14 protein-coding genes are annotated in these 15,590 nt (G+C 34.7%); 8 read left to right on the top strand and 6 right to left on the bottom strand.

The window, feature by feature from the left end:
* Positions 1–11 precede the first annotated feature (11 nt).
* Positions 12–1,169, bottom strand: a complete 1,158-nt coding sequence (gene hppD / locus NNL09_RS02475) for a 4-hydroxyphenylpyruvate dioxygenase (protein WP_025667152.1) — start codon at positions 1,167–1,169, stop codon at positions 12–14.
* Positions 1,170–1,194: 25 nt separating this feature from the next.
* The gene (locus NNL09_RS02480) at positions 1,195–2,355 is read right to left on the bottom strand and encodes a homogentisate 1,2-dioxygenase (RefSeq protein WP_025667153.1); all 1,161 of its coding nucleotides are present in this window, start codon (positions 2,353–2,355) and stop codon (positions 1,195–1,197) included.
* 356 nt (positions 2,356–2,711) lie between these two features.
* Here NNL09_RS02480 and NNL09_RS02485 point away from each other — a divergent pair, with 356 nt between their 5' ends.
* Positions 2,712–3,290: an XRE family transcriptional regulator gene (locus NNL09_RS02485; protein ID WP_025667154.1), complete on the top strand. Its 579-nt coding sequence runs from the start codon at positions 2,712–2,714 to the stop codon at positions 3,288–3,290.
* A gap of 40 nt (positions 3,291–3,330) precedes the next feature.
* Here the strand turns inward: NNL09_RS02485 and NNL09_RS02490 are convergent, their stop codons facing one another.
* The 4 genes from NNL09_RS02490 to NNL09_RS02505 form a co-directional block, all read right to left on the bottom strand.
* Positions 3,331–5,154, bottom strand: coding sequence for a hemopexin repeat-containing protein (locus tag NNL09_RS02490; protein WP_196909015.1), 1,824 nt, complete (start codon positions 5,152–5,154; stop codon positions 3,331–3,333).
* 223 nt (positions 5,155–5,377) lie between these two features.
* A complete protein-coding gene (locus NNL09_RS02495; RefSeq protein WP_196909016.1) occupies positions 5,378–6,064 on the bottom strand; it encodes a phosphonatase-like hydrolase in 687 nt (228 codons plus the stop codon).
* Between the two features lie 2 nt (positions 6,065–6,066).
* On the bottom strand, positions 6,067–7,224 hold the full coding sequence (locus tag NNL09_RS02500; RefSeq protein WP_196909467.1) for a TIGR03364 family FAD-dependent oxidoreductase: 1,158 nt from the start codon (positions 7,222–7,224) through the stop codon (positions 6,067–6,069).
* Entirely contained in the window at positions 7,208–8,500 is a 1,293-nt protein-coding gene (locus tag NNL09_RS02505; protein ID WP_196909017.1) for a DUF5690 family protein, read from the bottom strand. Before NNL09_RS02505 ends, NNL09_RS02500 begins: the two co-directional genes overlap by 17 nt.
* Before the next feature lie 637 nt (positions 8,501–9,137).
* On the opposite strand from NNL09_RS02505, the gene NNL09_RS02510 reads away from it, so the two are divergent.
* From NNL09_RS02510 to NNL09_RS02540, 7 genes are all read left to right on the top strand, one after another.
* Complete coding sequence (locus NNL09_RS02510) at positions 9,138–10,748, top strand: glutamate synthase-related protein (RefSeq protein WP_196909018.1); 1,611 nt, start codon at positions 9,138–9,140, stop codon at positions 10,746–10,748.
* A gap of 61 nt (positions 10,749–10,809) precedes the next feature.
* On the top strand, positions 10,810–11,556 hold the full coding sequence (locus NNL09_RS02515; protein ID WP_196909019.1) for a hypothetical protein: 747 nt from the start codon (positions 10,810–10,812) through the stop codon (positions 11,554–11,556).
* 5 nt (positions 11,557–11,561) lie between these two features.
* A complete protein-coding gene (locus NNL09_RS02520; RefSeq protein ID WP_025667161.1) occupies positions 11,562–11,945 on the top strand; it encodes a hypothetical protein in 384 nt (127 codons plus the stop codon).
* Between the two features lie 19 nt (positions 11,946–11,964).
* Complete coding sequence (locus tag NNL09_RS02525) at positions 11,965–13,920, top strand: thiamine pyrophosphate-binding protein (RefSeq protein ID WP_196909020.1); 1,956 nt, start codon at positions 11,965–11,967, stop codon at positions 13,918–13,920.
* Positions 13,921–13,922: 2 nt separating this feature from the next.
* Positions 13,923–14,141, top strand: coding sequence for a hypothetical protein (locus NNL09_RS02530; protein WP_025667163.1), 219 nt, complete (start codon positions 13,923–13,925; stop codon positions 14,139–14,141).
* A complete protein-coding gene (locus NNL09_RS02535; protein WP_196909021.1) occupies positions 14,138–14,548 on the top strand; it encodes a hypothetical protein in 411 nt (136 codons plus the stop codon). Before NNL09_RS02530 ends, NNL09_RS02535 begins: the two co-directional genes overlap by 4 nt.
* Complete coding sequence (locus tag NNL09_RS02540) at positions 14,548–15,579, top strand: Rieske 2Fe-2S domain-containing protein (RefSeq protein ID WP_025667165.1); 1,032 nt, start codon at positions 14,548–14,550, stop codon at positions 15,577–15,579. The genes NNL09_RS02535 and NNL09_RS02540 overlap by 1 nt, the downstream gene beginning before the upstream one ends.
* Positions 15,580–15,590 lie beyond the last annotated feature (11 nt).

The following is a 15,590-nucleotide window of genomic DNA, read 5'->3' on the forward strand; positions in this document are numbered from 1 at the left end:
TAAGTACATTTCTACAATGTTCCTCGTCTTGCCTGTTCTGCTTCTATAGATTCAAACAGGGCTTTAAAATTTCCTTTTCCAAAAGATTGTGCTCCTTTGCGTTGAATAATTTCAAAAAACAATGTGGGCCTATCGGTCAATGGTTTAGTAAAAATCTGAAGCAAATACCCTTCTTCATCTCTATCTACCATAATCCCATGTTTTTTAAGAAGTTTCATATCTTCTGCTATTTCTCCAACACGATCGCCAACGGTATCATAATACGTTCCTGGTACATATAGAAACTCTACCCCTCGTTTTTTCATTTCGCTAACCGTAAATACAATATCATCTGTAGCAACGGCTATATGCTGACATCCTGCTCCACCATAAAAATCTATGTATTCTTCAATTTGAGATTTCTTTTTGCCTTCGGCGGGTTCATTTATCGGAAATTTAATTCTTCCATTTCCATTGGTCATTACTTTACTCATTAAAGCCGTATACTCTGTAGAAATATCTTTATCATCAAAGGTGATCAGGTTTGCAAACCCCATCACTTCGTTGTAGAATTTTGCCCAAACATTCATTTGACCCCAATCTACATTACCTACCATATGATCGATATATTTTAAACCACAACTTGTTGGATTGTAGTGAGATTCCCATTTTTCGAACTTCGGAAGAAATGTCCCGTTGTAGTTTTTACGTTCAACAAAAACATGTACTGTATCTCCATAAGTATGTATTCCTGATCGCACTACTTCTCCATCTTCATCTTTTTCTACTCTTGGTTCAAAATAAGATTTTGCTCCTCTTTTTGTAGTTTCCTCCCAGGATTTACGAGCATCTTCGACCCATAATGCAATAACTTTAACTCCATCACCATGTTTTTGAATATGATCATATATTTCTTCACTTTCTCCACCTGGCATTGGTGTGGTAAAGACCAAACGTATTTTATCTTGTACGACAACATAGGATGTTCTGTCTTTTAGACCTGTCTCTAAACCTGCATAAGCCAAAGACTGAAACCCAAGTGCTGTTTTATAAAAATGAGCTGCCTGTTTTGCGTTTCCAACATAATACTCTACGTAGTCTGTTCCTAAAAGCGGTAAAAAATCTTCGGCTTCAGGAAATATTTTCTCTAAGCTGTATTTATAGTTTTCTATATTTTTTAAATCTGGCATGTCTTTAAATTTTTAAGTGAAAAACCTATTTGGTTTTCCAGGATTTATAATAATCATCTACTTGTAAATTCATTGCTTCTTCTGTAATCATAATAGGATTAAAGGGGTCTATCATAACTGCAAGTTCTTCTGTCGATTTTTTACCAACGCTTCGTTCTATTGCTCCTGGATGAGGCCCGTGAGGAATACCTCCCGGATGTAATGTAATTTGCCCTTTTTGGATATTATTTCTACTCATAAAATCGCCATCTACATAATACAGTAGTTCTTCAGAATCAATATTACTATGATGATACGGTGCAGGAACCGCTTTAGGGTGGTAATCATATAATCTTGGCACAAAAGAGCAGACCACAAATCCTGCAGCTTCCCATTGCTGATGTATTGGTGGGGGCAAATGTATACGCCCTGTTATGGGTTCGAAATCAAAAATTGAAAAAGCAAATGGGTAATTAAAACCATCCCAACCAATCACATCAAAAGGATGATTGGCATAGGTATATTCCCATAATACATCTTGTTTTTTAGAAATGATTTTAAACTCTCCCTGTTCATCATGCGTTTCTAAATTTTGTGGTAATCTAAAATCACGTTCACAAAATGGAGAATGTTCTAAAAACTGCCCATAATTATTTCTATAACGTTTAGGCGATTCTATTGCACTTGATGATTCGATAAATAATATTCTATTGGTTTCGGTATCAAAATTTATCTGATATGTTGTTCCTCTTGGTATAATTAAATAATCTCCATATTTAAAAGGAATATTCCCATACATTGTTTTTAATGTCCCCGAACCCACATGAATAAACAGCATTTCGTCTGCATCACTATTTCTATAAAAATAATCTTGTGAAAATGCTATGGGAGCAGCCAAACCGATCTTTAGATCATTATTGGTAAATAGTATTTTTCTGCTTTCCAGAAATTCTTCTCCTTTAGGAAGTGAAAACCCCTGAAAACTCATCGCTTTCATGTTTTTATCGATCGCAATTTTTGGAGTGATGTCTTTACCTCTTTTAATTTCTGAAACAACTGTAGGGGGATATAGATGATAGATAAGTGATGACATTCCTGCAAAACCTGCTGTTCCAAATAATTCTTCTTGATACAACCCACCTTTAGGGTTGTTAAAAGTGATATGTCTTTTATGAGGAATCTCTCCCAATGAATGATATCTAGGCATAAATTGTAATGTTAAAATGATTAATACGAAATAAATAGGCGTAAGGTTAGGCAAACCTTATTCTGGGTTTCTCTTAATGAGAAAGTGCAAATAGATGAGTATGTATATCCATTGAGAATTCACAACGCTAATAAAAGTATTGCGTTTTAGAAAAAACATGACAAATGTCATATTACAGCACATTTATTCTTCTGGTAAAGTACATAGCAAATCCAAAAAACACTATATGTAGTATTTCAAAAAGCATAATTTTGTTAAATAATACCTATTATTTCCCTGATCTTACGATCAGAAACATTTTCTTTGTCTTTACTTTTAAGAATATTGTTGTACTATTATTTACTATTTACAAACAAATGGAAGATTATTTAATAGGTATTGGTAAGCGTCTAAAAGAAATCCGTAAAAGTGATAAAAAAACCATTAATGACATTGCCACTAAAGCTGGAGTTAGTAATGGGCTTATTTCCCGAATTGAAAACGGAAGAACTATACCTTCTTTACCGGTTTTATTAAATATTATCAATGCGCTCGATATAGAGATTCCTGCTTTTTTTAATGGGATGCCTAGTCAGACTAATTTTACATTTTTAGTTACCAGAGCTTCTGAGTACAGTGTTATCGAAAAAGAGGATGATGCTATTGGATTTAGCTACAAATACATTTTTGGCAAACAGCTTTCTTCTATTGGATTTGAAGCTGTCTTTTTGGAAGTGCAACCAGGTTCTGAACGTAATAAAGTAGAAACTGATGCTTATGAATTTAAATATATCCTAACCGGAGAATGCCATTATATTATTGGAGACGAAGAAGTTCTTTTGAAAGAGGGAGATTCGATTTTCTTTGATGGACGGATTCCTCATGTGCCTGTAAATCGTGGAGAAACATCTTCTAAAATGATTGTTTTATATTTCTTTTTAGATAAAGGAAATTAAAAAGGCCACCAAAGGCAGCCTTTTATTTAGTTTGTCTTTTTTAGTCTAAAATTCCTGGCCATGTAGTATCATCCACATTTTTTGGATACCCTGAAACCATAGCATCTTTTTGCTTATCATATTTTATATATGTATTATCTGTTAAAAAGAAATATACGTACTTCGTATTCCAATCTACAACCGATGAGATAGAAGTGGCATAATTTCCTAATCCAGGCCAGTTGCCATTATTTATAGATCTGGGATAGCCAGGGTCTGCACTGTCATTCGTAATACTATAGCGAGTATAAGTCCCATCATTTAAGAAGAAATAAGCTTTATCATTATTCCAGTTTACGGCTCCAACAATCTTATCTCCCAAACCTTCAAGGCCTGGCCAGTTGTTATTATTAATCAAAGCGGGATATCCATTATCTACTTTATCTGCATTCATATCATATCTCAAGTACCTACCGTCTGATAAAAAGAAATATCCTTTATGATTATTCCATTTAAATGCTGCTGTGATCAATTCTTTGTAAGCTCCTAATCCAGGCCACAAACTATTACTTGTTTCTTTTGGATATCCCGAATCTGTTTCATCTTTTAGCTTATTATAACGTATATATTGCCCATCATTTCTAAAGAAATATGCTCTGTTGTTTAGAATATCATTCCAATCTAAACATGCTATAATTTTTAAATTCTGATTCCTTGATTCTATCGATGCAGTAGATTCTTCGATTCTAATAGTGTATGTTGTTTTCCCATCATTTGTTGCTGTGTCTAGATAATTCCCTTGAGAAGCAGGCACTGTGGTAACTAATTGATTGTTTTTGTAGATCTCTGCATTACTTCCACTATTCGATACCCAGAATAATTCATTTTGATTGTTATTAACAAACAGCAACTTTCTTGGCCCATCGGCACCTATTAATGGAGCTGAACTTAATTGCCAATTGGTTTCAATATTGATTTCCATATGTCTTAATATCGTAGGTACAATAGATGTCTGTGCAGGATATCCATACAAGCCATTAAAATCGGTATTTGGAAGATTTGATATTTTAGATTTGAATTCCTCGTTTCCGGGTTTGTTCATTCCGATAAATATTGTTTTTTCGGATTCTGTAGTTCCTCCATGACTATATCCTCCGTTTGAATTTCTGCCGTGATCTGTAGTAACCATAATCAACCAATCTTCGTTCTTGGTTGCTAAGCGTTGTGTAATAGCATCCATTAGTCGCCCCAATTGCTGATCGGCAGTGATAATTGCATTGTCATATGCACTACCAAACCCAGATGCATGCCCTACAATATCGACATTATCTAAATGAATAAATACCAAATCATGATTACTATTTGATATTTGATGTACTCCCAGATTAGTTGAATTAGCATCACTACCTCCCTCATTTCGATAATCAACCAGAGACATATCATTCTGTAAGAATTCGTGAATTGGGCTCCAGGTTGCAATACTTGCTATAGATGTATTGTTTTTATTTTCTTTGATAAGTCTGTATATGCTTTTGACTTTAGATTTGTATGTTCCCGAACTATTATTAGGCACACCGTGTTTATCTTTCCAGACTCCTGTTAAAATTGATGTCCATCCCGGGCCGCTTGATGTTGCTTGCTGACTCAAATTTCCTTTGATCCCACCAGTATAGGCTTTCGAAATATGTAGTTTATCCAGGTTTGGGGTATTGAGGGCAGCAATCCTTTCAAATTGTAATCCATCGATCCCCACCAGTAATACTTTTTTGGGCATCGATGTTTGTTTTGATGTATTGTTAGGGTCGGTCGGTAGATTTTCTTCACATCCTGTCATAAATACCAGGAAAACAAGAAAAGTAAGTTTAAAAAAGAGATTTGTTTTCATAAGTTGATTTTTTTAATATTAGTAACATTTTGATTCAAAATTATACAAATATTAAAATTAAAAACTACTCAAATAATCATTTAATCATTTGATAATTAAATTAATACAGAGCATTTATTTTCATAAAGCAAATTTCACTATTAGTTAACTTTTACACTTCTTAATAAACATTAAAAAAACCGCCAAAAGGCGGTTTTCAGAAACAAACAATTAAAACGTTGATCTAATAAAATATAATATTGATCAACTCTATTAACTCATTTACAATAAAATCTGGTTTCGCTTTTTCTAGTTGTTCTCTATTTTGTGCTCCGGTTAAAACGCCGACGGTAATTCCACAATCCGCATTTTTACCTTCTTCGATATCTATTGCAGAATCTCCTGCTTTTAATACTTTAGAAGCATCTGTAATATCAAACATTTGCATTGCCTTACAAATCATTTCTTTATGTGGTCGGCCATTAGTTACGTCATCTGCTGTGAGTAACGCATCAAAATGTTCTCCTTTTTTCCAACCTAATTTTGTAATAAGCTGATTTGCTGTCTTTGAATCGTATCCTGTATTAAGTACTACATTTATTTTATTATTTTTCAACACATCAAATAACTCTTCAACTCTTTCAAAAGCTACAACGTCTAACGCTGCATATAGTTTTTTTAAAATGGGCTTGAAATTAGAAAATGCTCTTTTTGCAGTACTTTTTACTTCTTCACAAGAAGTAACACTAGTCAAAATATCCTGTATAGCCTGATGTTTTTCTTTACCTGCTCCATGCTCAAGTACATCATTCAGGCTAATGTTATACCCCTCGTCATTAATGACTTGTTGTACGGTTTTATAGACTATATTATCTTCATTTACTGTGGTTCCTGCCATATCAAAAACAGCCAGTTCAATTTTTTTATTCATACTTATATATTAAAAATTCTTGTAATATTCTCTTTTGCAAAGCCAGCACTTCCTGTCATTCCTTTTCCTCCAATCCCGGTTATGATATGGATATTACTACCTATCGTTTCCTGAAACACGTCCTTCGTTTTACACTGAGAATACATCCCATACCATCGATTTTGAATATCATAAGTTGGTAAATCAATGATTTTTTGTGCCTCAGAAATCATAAAATCATCTATATTCATATCTAAATCATATCCCAAATCTTCTATATGTTTTGCATCGGCATATTCATGAGAATCTCCAACAATTACAGATCCATCTGGCGCCTGTTTAAACAAAATATGTACTCCCCATTTTTTCTGAAGTGAGTCTGGGTCTTCTTGTGATTTAATTCCTGAAAAGGCAGCACACTCGGTAAATGCTTCATAACGACGTATCGACCATCCCGTTAGAATATTTCCTGGTAATTGATATCCCGATTGAGGTTTAGTTTGAAGCATTTGTAGTTTTGTTACTTCGAGATCACTTTCACTGAAAAGTTTTGGGTACAGATTTTTAAACTCGTTTCCATTACAGATGATCACTTTTTCGGCTTCAAAAACTTCTTCGGAAGAAGAGGTAACTTTTACTGTTGTATTTACTTCCTCACAAGAGATTACATTTTGATTAGTAAAATAGGCCAGATTCATATGTTTCACCATAAAATCCTGCAATCGATGAATCATTTCTCTGGATTCTACAGTAACTTCCTCTGGGAAGAATAATCCTGCTTCTATATAATCCGATCGCAATCCCGGATATTTTTTCAAGCATTCTTCCTTTGTTAATAGTACTGAGGTATATTGGTTGTTCTTATTAATTTGATGAAGTTCTTCGATGAGCTGTACTTCTTCATGATTTGAAGCCAGATAAACAGATCCATTCTCTCGAAGGGTAATATCAAATTGTTGCTGAATCTCTTTATAAATTTTTAAACTTTCCCTACCATAGGTTTGCCATTTGGTATTCATCCCAGATGGAACTACTTGTCCAAAATTTTGAGTCGTAGCTCCTTGTGGTCTTCTATTTTTTTCTAGTAAGGCTACCTGTAATCCATTTTGCAGTGCATGATATGCATGAAACGTACCTAGCACTCCACCTCCTACAACAATGAGGTCATATTTTTTCATAATGTAATTCTGTTTGTATCGTTTTTAATCGAGTTTGATATGCATTTTTAAAATAAAGCAAGGACCCCAGTATGGAGAATACTCCTAATACTGTTACGCCATATGCTCCATAAATAAAAAAGTCTAACCATGTTAAATTTGCTTGTCCAAAATTTTTATATAACAAAGCAGATATGCTGCCTAAATACCCAAAAGAATCTGCTATATAGATTAAGAACCCCGCATTACCTTTTACTTTAAATGTTGCTATAAATCGATCAAAAAACAAGCAATTAAAAGGAACATAACAAATGTAGAGTCCAAAACCACAAATCACCATCCAGATAAAAGGGTTTAATATTTCTAACTGAAATAGTAGCGTAGAAATTCCAATACACAGGATACCTGTTAAAATCAAAAGATGGTAGATATACAATGCCTTTGCATTGTTTTTGATATAGAATGTACTTCCTAAGAGTAATAAGACCACTACAGCAATGATAGTTTCTGAAGTGGTATATACCGATATATCCCCCTGATAACCGATACTATCCCAAAGTTCTCGAGCAAAATTATCTCTAAAATCTCTAAATGCAGTTAAAATCGTATAAAACACCACAATTCCTATAATAGGTACAAGAAAGGAGTATAACAGGTTTTTTCTATCTATTGAAGACATTGGCATACGAGCAGAGCGCATTTTCTTATCTTCTTCAGTAGTACCCGGTAGCTTTTCTAACAACCATGCAAAAAACACTAATGGGATTATGAATAATGCCCCTGTGGTTGCGGGCATCCAAAACTGAGATACCTCCCAGGTATTCATAAGATATAAACCAATAGATTTTACAATTCCGCTAGATACAATAAAACTTGAGCATAGAGCTACTCCAAGTATTTCTGTAAACTTTCGTCCTTCTAAATATGAGAACACAATACCCCATATCATTCCTAGTGGTAAGCCATTAAAAAATAAAGAAACCGCATTGTATGGTCTAGGAAGGATCGCAAAAAGTAGTAATGCTAATTCTGCAAAAAGAATCAACCCAATTAGATAAAATATACGCTTTCCTGTTTTTAATTCTGAAATTATTTTAATCCCAAAAAACTTTGATAAAGTATATCCAAGCACTTGAGCAATAATCAATATGATTTTGTAATCTATATTGAAAACAGAAAAACCCTCAAAAGTCGCAACACTAAATGGCTTTCTAAATGCATACATACAAAAATATGCTCCGAAAGAAGCGATACAAGCATGTAAGATAAATTTTAGGTTAGAAAATTTAGTTTCTCTCAATTTTTTACAATTAGTAAATATTAAGCTTCAAAAATGAAAAATATTTTACTATTTGTAAAATTATAGAGTTTAAGAAATATTTACCATAGTTTTGATTAATTGTAAAATTCAGATTAAAAATATTTCCAAAACTAAGGCCATTAATAACGAATTCTTAATCTTGAAAAAGAGGTTGAAATCATTCTAAACGAATCACTGTACAATACAAAAATCTATTTTTTTTATTCCTCGAATAACTTATACCACTGATAATCAATAAATAAAAAAATTAATTGATAGATAGTATAGTTAGAATTGAGTATTTTTAATAATACTAACTAATAACCTATTTTCTTGAATATATGTGCTAACAATAGTTTTCTAAAGAAATTAATCTATTTAATAAACTAGAAGAATACTCTATTGCATTACCTACATAAGGTATAATAGTACAAATCAAGGCCTATTTGCTTTTATACTAGAGTTTGTTTTTGCAAACAACAATACCTGTAAACAAATGATTATTAGTCAGTTTTATCTAAAAAATAAAAACAATTATTGTAAGCTAATGAAAGTCTTACTAAAGTTTTGAGACCAAATACAATATTTATTCTGATTACGATCAAAATAAGCTCTACTTAAACTAATAAAAAAATAGATGAAACAACCAATCTTAATAGCTCAACTTAGTAATTTAGAAAATAAAGAACCTGCACACGCCTTGGTAAATGGATTAGATTTGGTCATTGTAAAATATGATGATGAAATTTCTGTATTATACGGAAGATGTTTACACAGGGGAGCGCTTATGGCGGATGGTCATATCGATGGGCATAATCTTATCTGCGGGGTACATGGTTGGGATTATCGCTATGACACTGGTGTTTCTGAGTATAACAACAGCGAGGTTTTACATAAATTTAGCACAAAAACAGAAGGAGACAATCTCTATGTAGATGAAATTGAAATCAACTCTTATATCACAGATCACCCACAACCATTTAACCGGGAAGAATACCTCGGTGCTTATGCAGATACTCACCCCGAAGAAACCGAACCCTATACAGGTTATATTAAAGAATTAGCTAAAAACGGTTTAAAAAACCTAGGACATCATGGATTCTCTGCATCCATGGGAGTAGATAGAAACACCTTACCAAAATGGAATGATATCCAATTTCTGCCAGCTCAGTTAGCCAACCGACCTTTGTTAGACCATGAAGAAGTAGCAACCAAAGTAATTATTGGCCCCAATGCCCAAAAACCTTTATCTATTGATATTCCTTTATTTGTAAGTGATATGAGTTTTGGGGCACTTTCTAGAGAAGCAAAAATAGCATTGTCTCGCGGAGCAGAAATGGCAGGGACTGGTATCTGCTCGGGAGAAGGTGGAATGTTACCACAGGAGCAGGAAAGTAACACCAAATATTTTTATGAATTAGCATCTGCGCAATTTGGATTCTCGTGGGATAAACTAGATAAAGTACAGGCCTTTCATTTTAAAGGAGGCCAAGGTGCAAAAACAGGAACCGGAGGACATCTTCCTGGAAGCAAAGTAAGTAAAGAGATTGCAGAAGTTCGAGGATTACGAGAAGGACAAACTGCAATCTCTCCTGCAACCTTTCCTGATTTTCATGGTGTACAGGATTTCAAAGCTTTTGCAGATCAGGTACGTGAACGAACTGGTGGTATCCCAGTCGGTTTTAAGATTGCTGCCAGTCATATCGAGAAAGATATACAGTTTGCATTAGATGTAGGCGTAGATTACATTATTCTGGACGGTCGTGGCGGAGGAACAGGTTCTGCCCCTACTATTTTGCGCGATAATATTAATGTGCCTACCATACCTGCACTCGCAAGAGCACGAAAGTATCTTGATAAAGTAGGCGCAAACGATGTAACGCTAATTATTACCGGAGGACTTCGTATTGCCGAAGATTTTGCGAAAGCAATGATGCTGGGAGCAGATGCTATTGCTGTATCTAACTCTGCTTTACAGGCAATTGGGTGTCTGGGGATGCGTGCTTGTGGAAGTAATAATTGCCCGGTAGGGATTGCAACACAAAAAGAATCTTTAAGAAGCAGAATGATTATAGAATCTTCTGCTAAGCAACTACATAATTATTTTGATGCGACCAATGACCTCATAAAGGTTATTGCAAGAGCTTGTGGATATGATGATATTTCAAAATTTAATCATAATGACCTTTCAACTTTTGATCACGATATACACCGATTAGCAGGTATCAATTATGCTGGTGTTATGTAGAACCTAGTTTAAAACAATAAATAAAAATTCTAACGAAGACTAACTAATAAATCAACAAAGTATGACTACTCAAATGCATTTAGCAGCGCAATACCTGGCAGCTGCAGGAATTAGCTTTCTAGAAAATAAAAGTGATGATAGCCACACTAATCTGGGGTTTTCTACAGATAGAGGAAGTTTATACACCAGACCTCTTAATTCATCTGGAGACTTGCTGTCTCTTAATTACCACCTTTTCACATTAGAGTGGACCAGTCATAATACAATAAAGACATTGCAATTAAACGGTACTTCGCATGTAGAAGTTTTGCAATGGATAAGACGTATGGCAAAAGATAGTGATCTCGATTCTCCTTATACCTATGCTCTACATTACGAATTACCATATACTATAACAGATAGTTACATCTACACACTGAAAGATATAAACAGATTGTCACAATTGATAGCATATAGAAAACTATCCAAGTTTGCTATTCAAGAATTTTTACAAAACAATCAATTAAGTTCTGAAATTAGAATATGGCCTCATCACTTTGATACAGGTGCTTTTGCTTCATTAGAAGACGAATCTGGTCTCGCCATAGGACTGGGACTTGCCATTCCTGACACGATGTGTAATGATTATTATTTCTACATCAGTGGATATCAAGGCCATGATGGTCTAAATACTTCTGATTTCAAACCGTTAACAACAGGAAAATGGTATAGTGAAGGATTTAAAGGTGCTGTTTTACCTATTTCTGGAGTAGATAAAACTACAATTATTGCCTTTTTTGAAGAAGCATTTACGGCATATAAAAATTAAACACTATGGAACATTGGTATATTCCGGCAACTATAATACCTGGTATTGGGCTTTTGATATTATCTACTTCTAACCTATTAGTTAATCTCAGTACCGAGATTAAAACCTTAATTGTAGAAGTAACGATCAAAGAAGTCCTCATTACACGTAAACTTAAGCAGCTTAAATTATTAAACAGTGCTATGGTTTTCTTGTATGTCGCTGTGGCCAGTTTTGTCATTTCTGCATTAGTTTCTGGGGTATATAGAAGCGTAGAAACCAATTTTGACTCTGCCATATACATTACTATAGCAGGCATTATCAGTGCTTTATTAGGTTTGATTGCACTAGTCATATATTCATTTAGAGCAGTAAAAATCAGGCAAGACCAATTTAATAACAAATGTTAACACCAAAAAATAATCGATCATGGCTTCAGAAAAAGAAATCGTATGGTATAAAGTACTCGGTAATAAAGACAAACTTCCCGAAGGAAGGGTACAAACCGTTACTGCTGGTCATCAAGGTATTTGCTTAACACATTTTGAAGGAAAATTCTCGGCATTAGATAATCGATGCCCTCATCAGGGTGGACCATTGGGAGAAGGGTCTATAGAAAATGGCTTGCTTCGTTGCCCATGGCATGGTTGGGATTTTGATCCTTGCACAGGACTTCCTCCTGGAGGTTATGATGATGGTGTAACCACCTTTGATGTTAAAGAAGAAGGTAATGCTATTTATGTAGGTATTCCCGAAGAACCTGCTCACGCAGAGACCGTTTCTGATATTATGATTGAAACTATGGTTAACTGGGGGATAGATACAGTTTTTGGGATGGTAGGCCATAGTAATCTTGGTGTTGCAGATGCTATGCGAAGGCAGGAAAAAGAAGGAAAATTACGTTTCTTTGGTATTCGTCATGAAGGTGCAGCCGCATTTGCTGCTTCGGGCTATGCTAAACTTACCGGTAAACCTGCTGCTTGTTTTGGAATTGCAGGCCCTGGAGCAACCAATATGTTCACCGGTATGTGGGATGCCAAAGTAGATCGTGCACCACTATTAGCACTATCTGGGCAAGTAAACACCCAAGTGGTCGGTACCGGAGCTTTTCAGGAAGTAGATCTCACCAAAGCATTTGATTCTGTAGCAGAATTTAACCACGCTGTTCATCAAAATTCTAACCATAGTGAACTAATGTCCTTAGCCATTAAAACTGCACTCATTAAAAGAGATGTTTCGCATTTAACTTTTCCTGATGAAGTTGCTTTCAGTAAAAAGCCCGATAAAGCAAAGTCGCAAACTCCAGAAAATAGAATTACCACTTTTGGTATTTCTCCGCCAAAAGAAATGGTCAATAAAGCAAGTGATATGATCCTCTCGGCAAAAAGACCTGTTATCATTGTTGGCCATGGAGCTCGTTTTAACATGGCTCCTATTATTGATTATGCAAAAACTCTTAATTGTCCTGTAATCACCACATTTAAGGGAAAAGGCCTTATTGCAGATGATCACGAATTAGGATGTGGTGTTTTAGGAAGAAGTGGTACTCCCATTGCTTCCTGGTTTATGAATGAAAGTGATCTACTTATCGTTTTTGGAGCTTCTTTTTCTAATCATACCGGTATTACTCCCAAAAAACCTATCATTCAGGTCGATTTTGATCCAATGGCATTAAGTAAATTTCATAAAGTTGATGCTGCTTTATGGGGAGAAATTTCAGAAACGCTGGATATTCTTACCAAAAAGACAAAAGGAAAAACAAATACAATAGATCAAAAACCTGAAATAGAAGAACGGTGGAAACTTTGGAAAGAAGAAAAACAAAGTCGCCTCGAAGATTCTAGTAGTAAAGGGCTAAGCTCTATTGCCGTTTTTGATGCAATGAACAGAATAACTCCTGCTAATGCTGTGATTGCCGTAGATGTCGGAAACAACACCTACTCCTTCGGTAGATATTTTGAACCCCAAAACCAATCTATTTTAATGTCTGGATATTTAGGATCCATAGGATTTGCATTACCCGCAGCAATGGGTGCATGGGCAGCACAAGGGCATGAAAGACCCATATGGTCTGTATCGGGAGATGGTGGTTTAGGGCAGTATCTGGCAGAGATTTCTACATTAGTAAAATACAATATGAATATTAAGCATGTCGTATTAAACAATGCTGAACTTGGTAAAATCTCTAAAGAACAACGTGCCGCAGAATTAGATGTTTGGCAAACTTCATTACATAACCCAAGTTTTGCTGCTTATGCAGAGAATTGTGGTGCTTTGGGAATACGGGTAGAGAAATTAGAAGATTTAACTCCTGCAATGGAAAAACTAAGAGATCACAATGGTCCTGCTTTACTCGAAATAATAACAGATGTAAATCTTATATAGTTATGATAATCGTAGTTCAGATTATAGTAAGTCTTTTAGCGCTTTACTTTGGAATAGGTTTTTTATTTGGAATCTATTTTTTCATCAAAGGTGCATTTCAATTAGATGAATTGATTACAGAAAGTAAATGGACAGTTCGTTTATTACTGGTTCCTGGAGCAATAGGTCTTTGGCCCATTCTTCTTTTAAAAATAATTAATAAATCAAGAATCGACTCATGACCTCAGGATTAAGAAAAACACATAAAATTATATGGATAGTACTGATCATTATCATGCCAGTATTAATCGTCTTATCTATTAAAAGTATCAAAGAACCTTTGCTTACAGATGATGATCTATCGCTAACTCCTATACTATCTGGGCAACGGATAGTTTTAGATGACGATAGTTTTTTTATCGGTGTAAAAGAACAAAATTCCTTAAACGCGCTTCAAATCATTTTGAAGAAACCTTTAAAAAGTGCTTCATCACTTGTATATGGAGTTCTACCAAGTGAAAAAAAAGACACCTATTTAGGAGTCTTGGATAAGAAAGGAGTATACATGTTTGAAATTGACAAACAGATTAGAAGTATCAGAATTTATGATGAAATAAAGAAAAGTGACATTGTTAATATAGAATTATAATGGGAGTAAATTATCAACCAGTACTTTGGAATAGGAACAAAAAGATCTATGATAAGTGGATCGTGATTGGCATGCTTATTTATCTTTTATGTTTCATAGGAATCACTATAATTACTAATAACGAAACAAGTGTAGAAACACTGATTATACGAGCTTTTGGAACATTAGCCATTGCTTTATTGCATATCATATTAGTTATTGGACCTCTTGCCAGATTAAATTCTAAGTTTTTGCCTTTATTATATAATCGCAGGCATCTGGGAGTGAGCATGTTTTTGGCGGCACTAGTTCATGGTGGGTTTTCTGTTTTTCAATTTCATTCTTTAGGAAATGTGAACCCTATCTATGCCATTTTTACATCTAATATGGATTATGGTTCCCTGGCAAATTTTCCTTTTCAGGTATTAGGCTTTTTTGCATTGGTTATTCTGTTTCTCATGGCGGCAACCAGCCATGATTTCTGGCTAAAGAATCTTTCTCCCAAAACATGGAAACGCCTGCATATGATGGTATATCTCGCCTATGGATTGATAATTCTACATGTTTTCCTTGGTGCTTTACAACAGCAACCCTCAATAGGGTCTATTGCTATTATGAGTTTAGGATTTATAACTATTGCTACCTTACATTTGGTTACTGGTAGTAAGGAAACCAAAGCAGATAAAACTAAAACTCAACATATTGAAAACGGATGGGAATATGTATGTGATATTGATGAAGTACCAGAAGACAGAGCCAAAATATTTATTGTAGGTAAAGAAAGGATTGCTGTGTTTAAATATGACAATAAACTATCTGCTATCTCTAATGTATGCAAACACCAGGGTGGTCCTCTCGGTGAAGGAAAAGTTGTAGACGGATGCGTTACTTGCCCCTGGCATGGGTATCAATATCTACCTCACAATGGGCAATCGCCTCCTCCTTTTACCGAAAAAATAGCTACCTATCGACTTAAAAATGACAATAACAAAATATACGTTCTACCAGAAGCCCTTGCAGAAGGAACAGAAGTTGAACCTATCACCTTTTAAATATTAGACTT

Source organism: Aquimarina sp. EL_43 (assembly GCF_943422735.1).
GTDB classification, from domain to species: domain Bacteria; phylum Bacteroidota; class Bacteroidia; order Flavobacteriales; family Flavobacteriaceae; genus Aquimarina; species Aquimarina megaterium.

Excerpts from the sequence above, each read along its gene's own strand:
- NNL09_RS02525 (WP_196909020.1), top strand. The coding sequence starts at position 11,965 with ATGGCTTCAGAAAAAGAAATCGTATGGTATAAAGTACTCGGTAATAAA.
- NNL09_RS02510 (WP_196909018.1), top strand. The coding sequence starts at position 9,138 with ATGAAACAACCAATCTTAATAGCTCAACTTAGTAATTTAGAAAATAAA.
- NNL09_RS02485 (WP_025667154.1), top strand. The coding sequence starts at position 2,712 with ATGGAAGATTATTTAATAGGTATTGGTAAGCGTCTAAAAGAAATCCGT.
- NNL09_RS02520 (WP_025667161.1), top strand. The coding sequence starts at position 11,562 with ATGGAACATTGGTATATTCCGGCAACTATAATACCTGGTATTGGGCTT.
- NNL09_RS02535 (WP_196909021.1), top strand. The coding sequence starts at position 14,138 with ATGACCTCAGGATTAAGAAAAACACATAAAATTATATGGATAGTACTG.
- NNL09_RS02530 (WP_025667163.1), top strand. The coding sequence starts at position 13,923 with ATGATAATCGTAGTTCAGATTATAGTAAGTCTTTTAGCGCTTTACTTT.
- NNL09_RS02495 (WP_196909016.1), bottom strand. The coding sequence starts at position 6,064 with ATGAATAAAAAAATTGAACTGGCTGTTTTTGATATGGCAGGAACCACA.
- NNL09_RS02480 (WP_025667153.1), bottom strand. The coding sequence starts at position 2,355 with ATGCCTAGATATCATTCATTGGGAGAGATTCCTCATAAAAGACATATC.
- hppD (WP_025667152.1), bottom strand. The coding sequence starts at position 1,169 with ATGCCAGATTTAAAAAATATAGAAAACTATAAATACAGCTTAGAGAAA.
- NNL09_RS02515 (WP_196909019.1), top strand. The coding sequence starts at position 10,810 with ATGACTACTCAAATGCATTTAGCAGCGCAATACCTGGCAGCTGCAGGA.
- NNL09_RS02540 (WP_025667165.1), top strand. The coding sequence starts at position 14,548 with ATGGGAGTAAATTATCAACCAGTACTTTGGAATAGGAACAAAAAGATC.
- NNL09_RS02490 (WP_196909015.1), bottom strand. The coding sequence starts at position 5,154 with ATGAAAACAAATCTCTTTTTTAAACTTACTTTTCTTGTTTTCCTGGTA.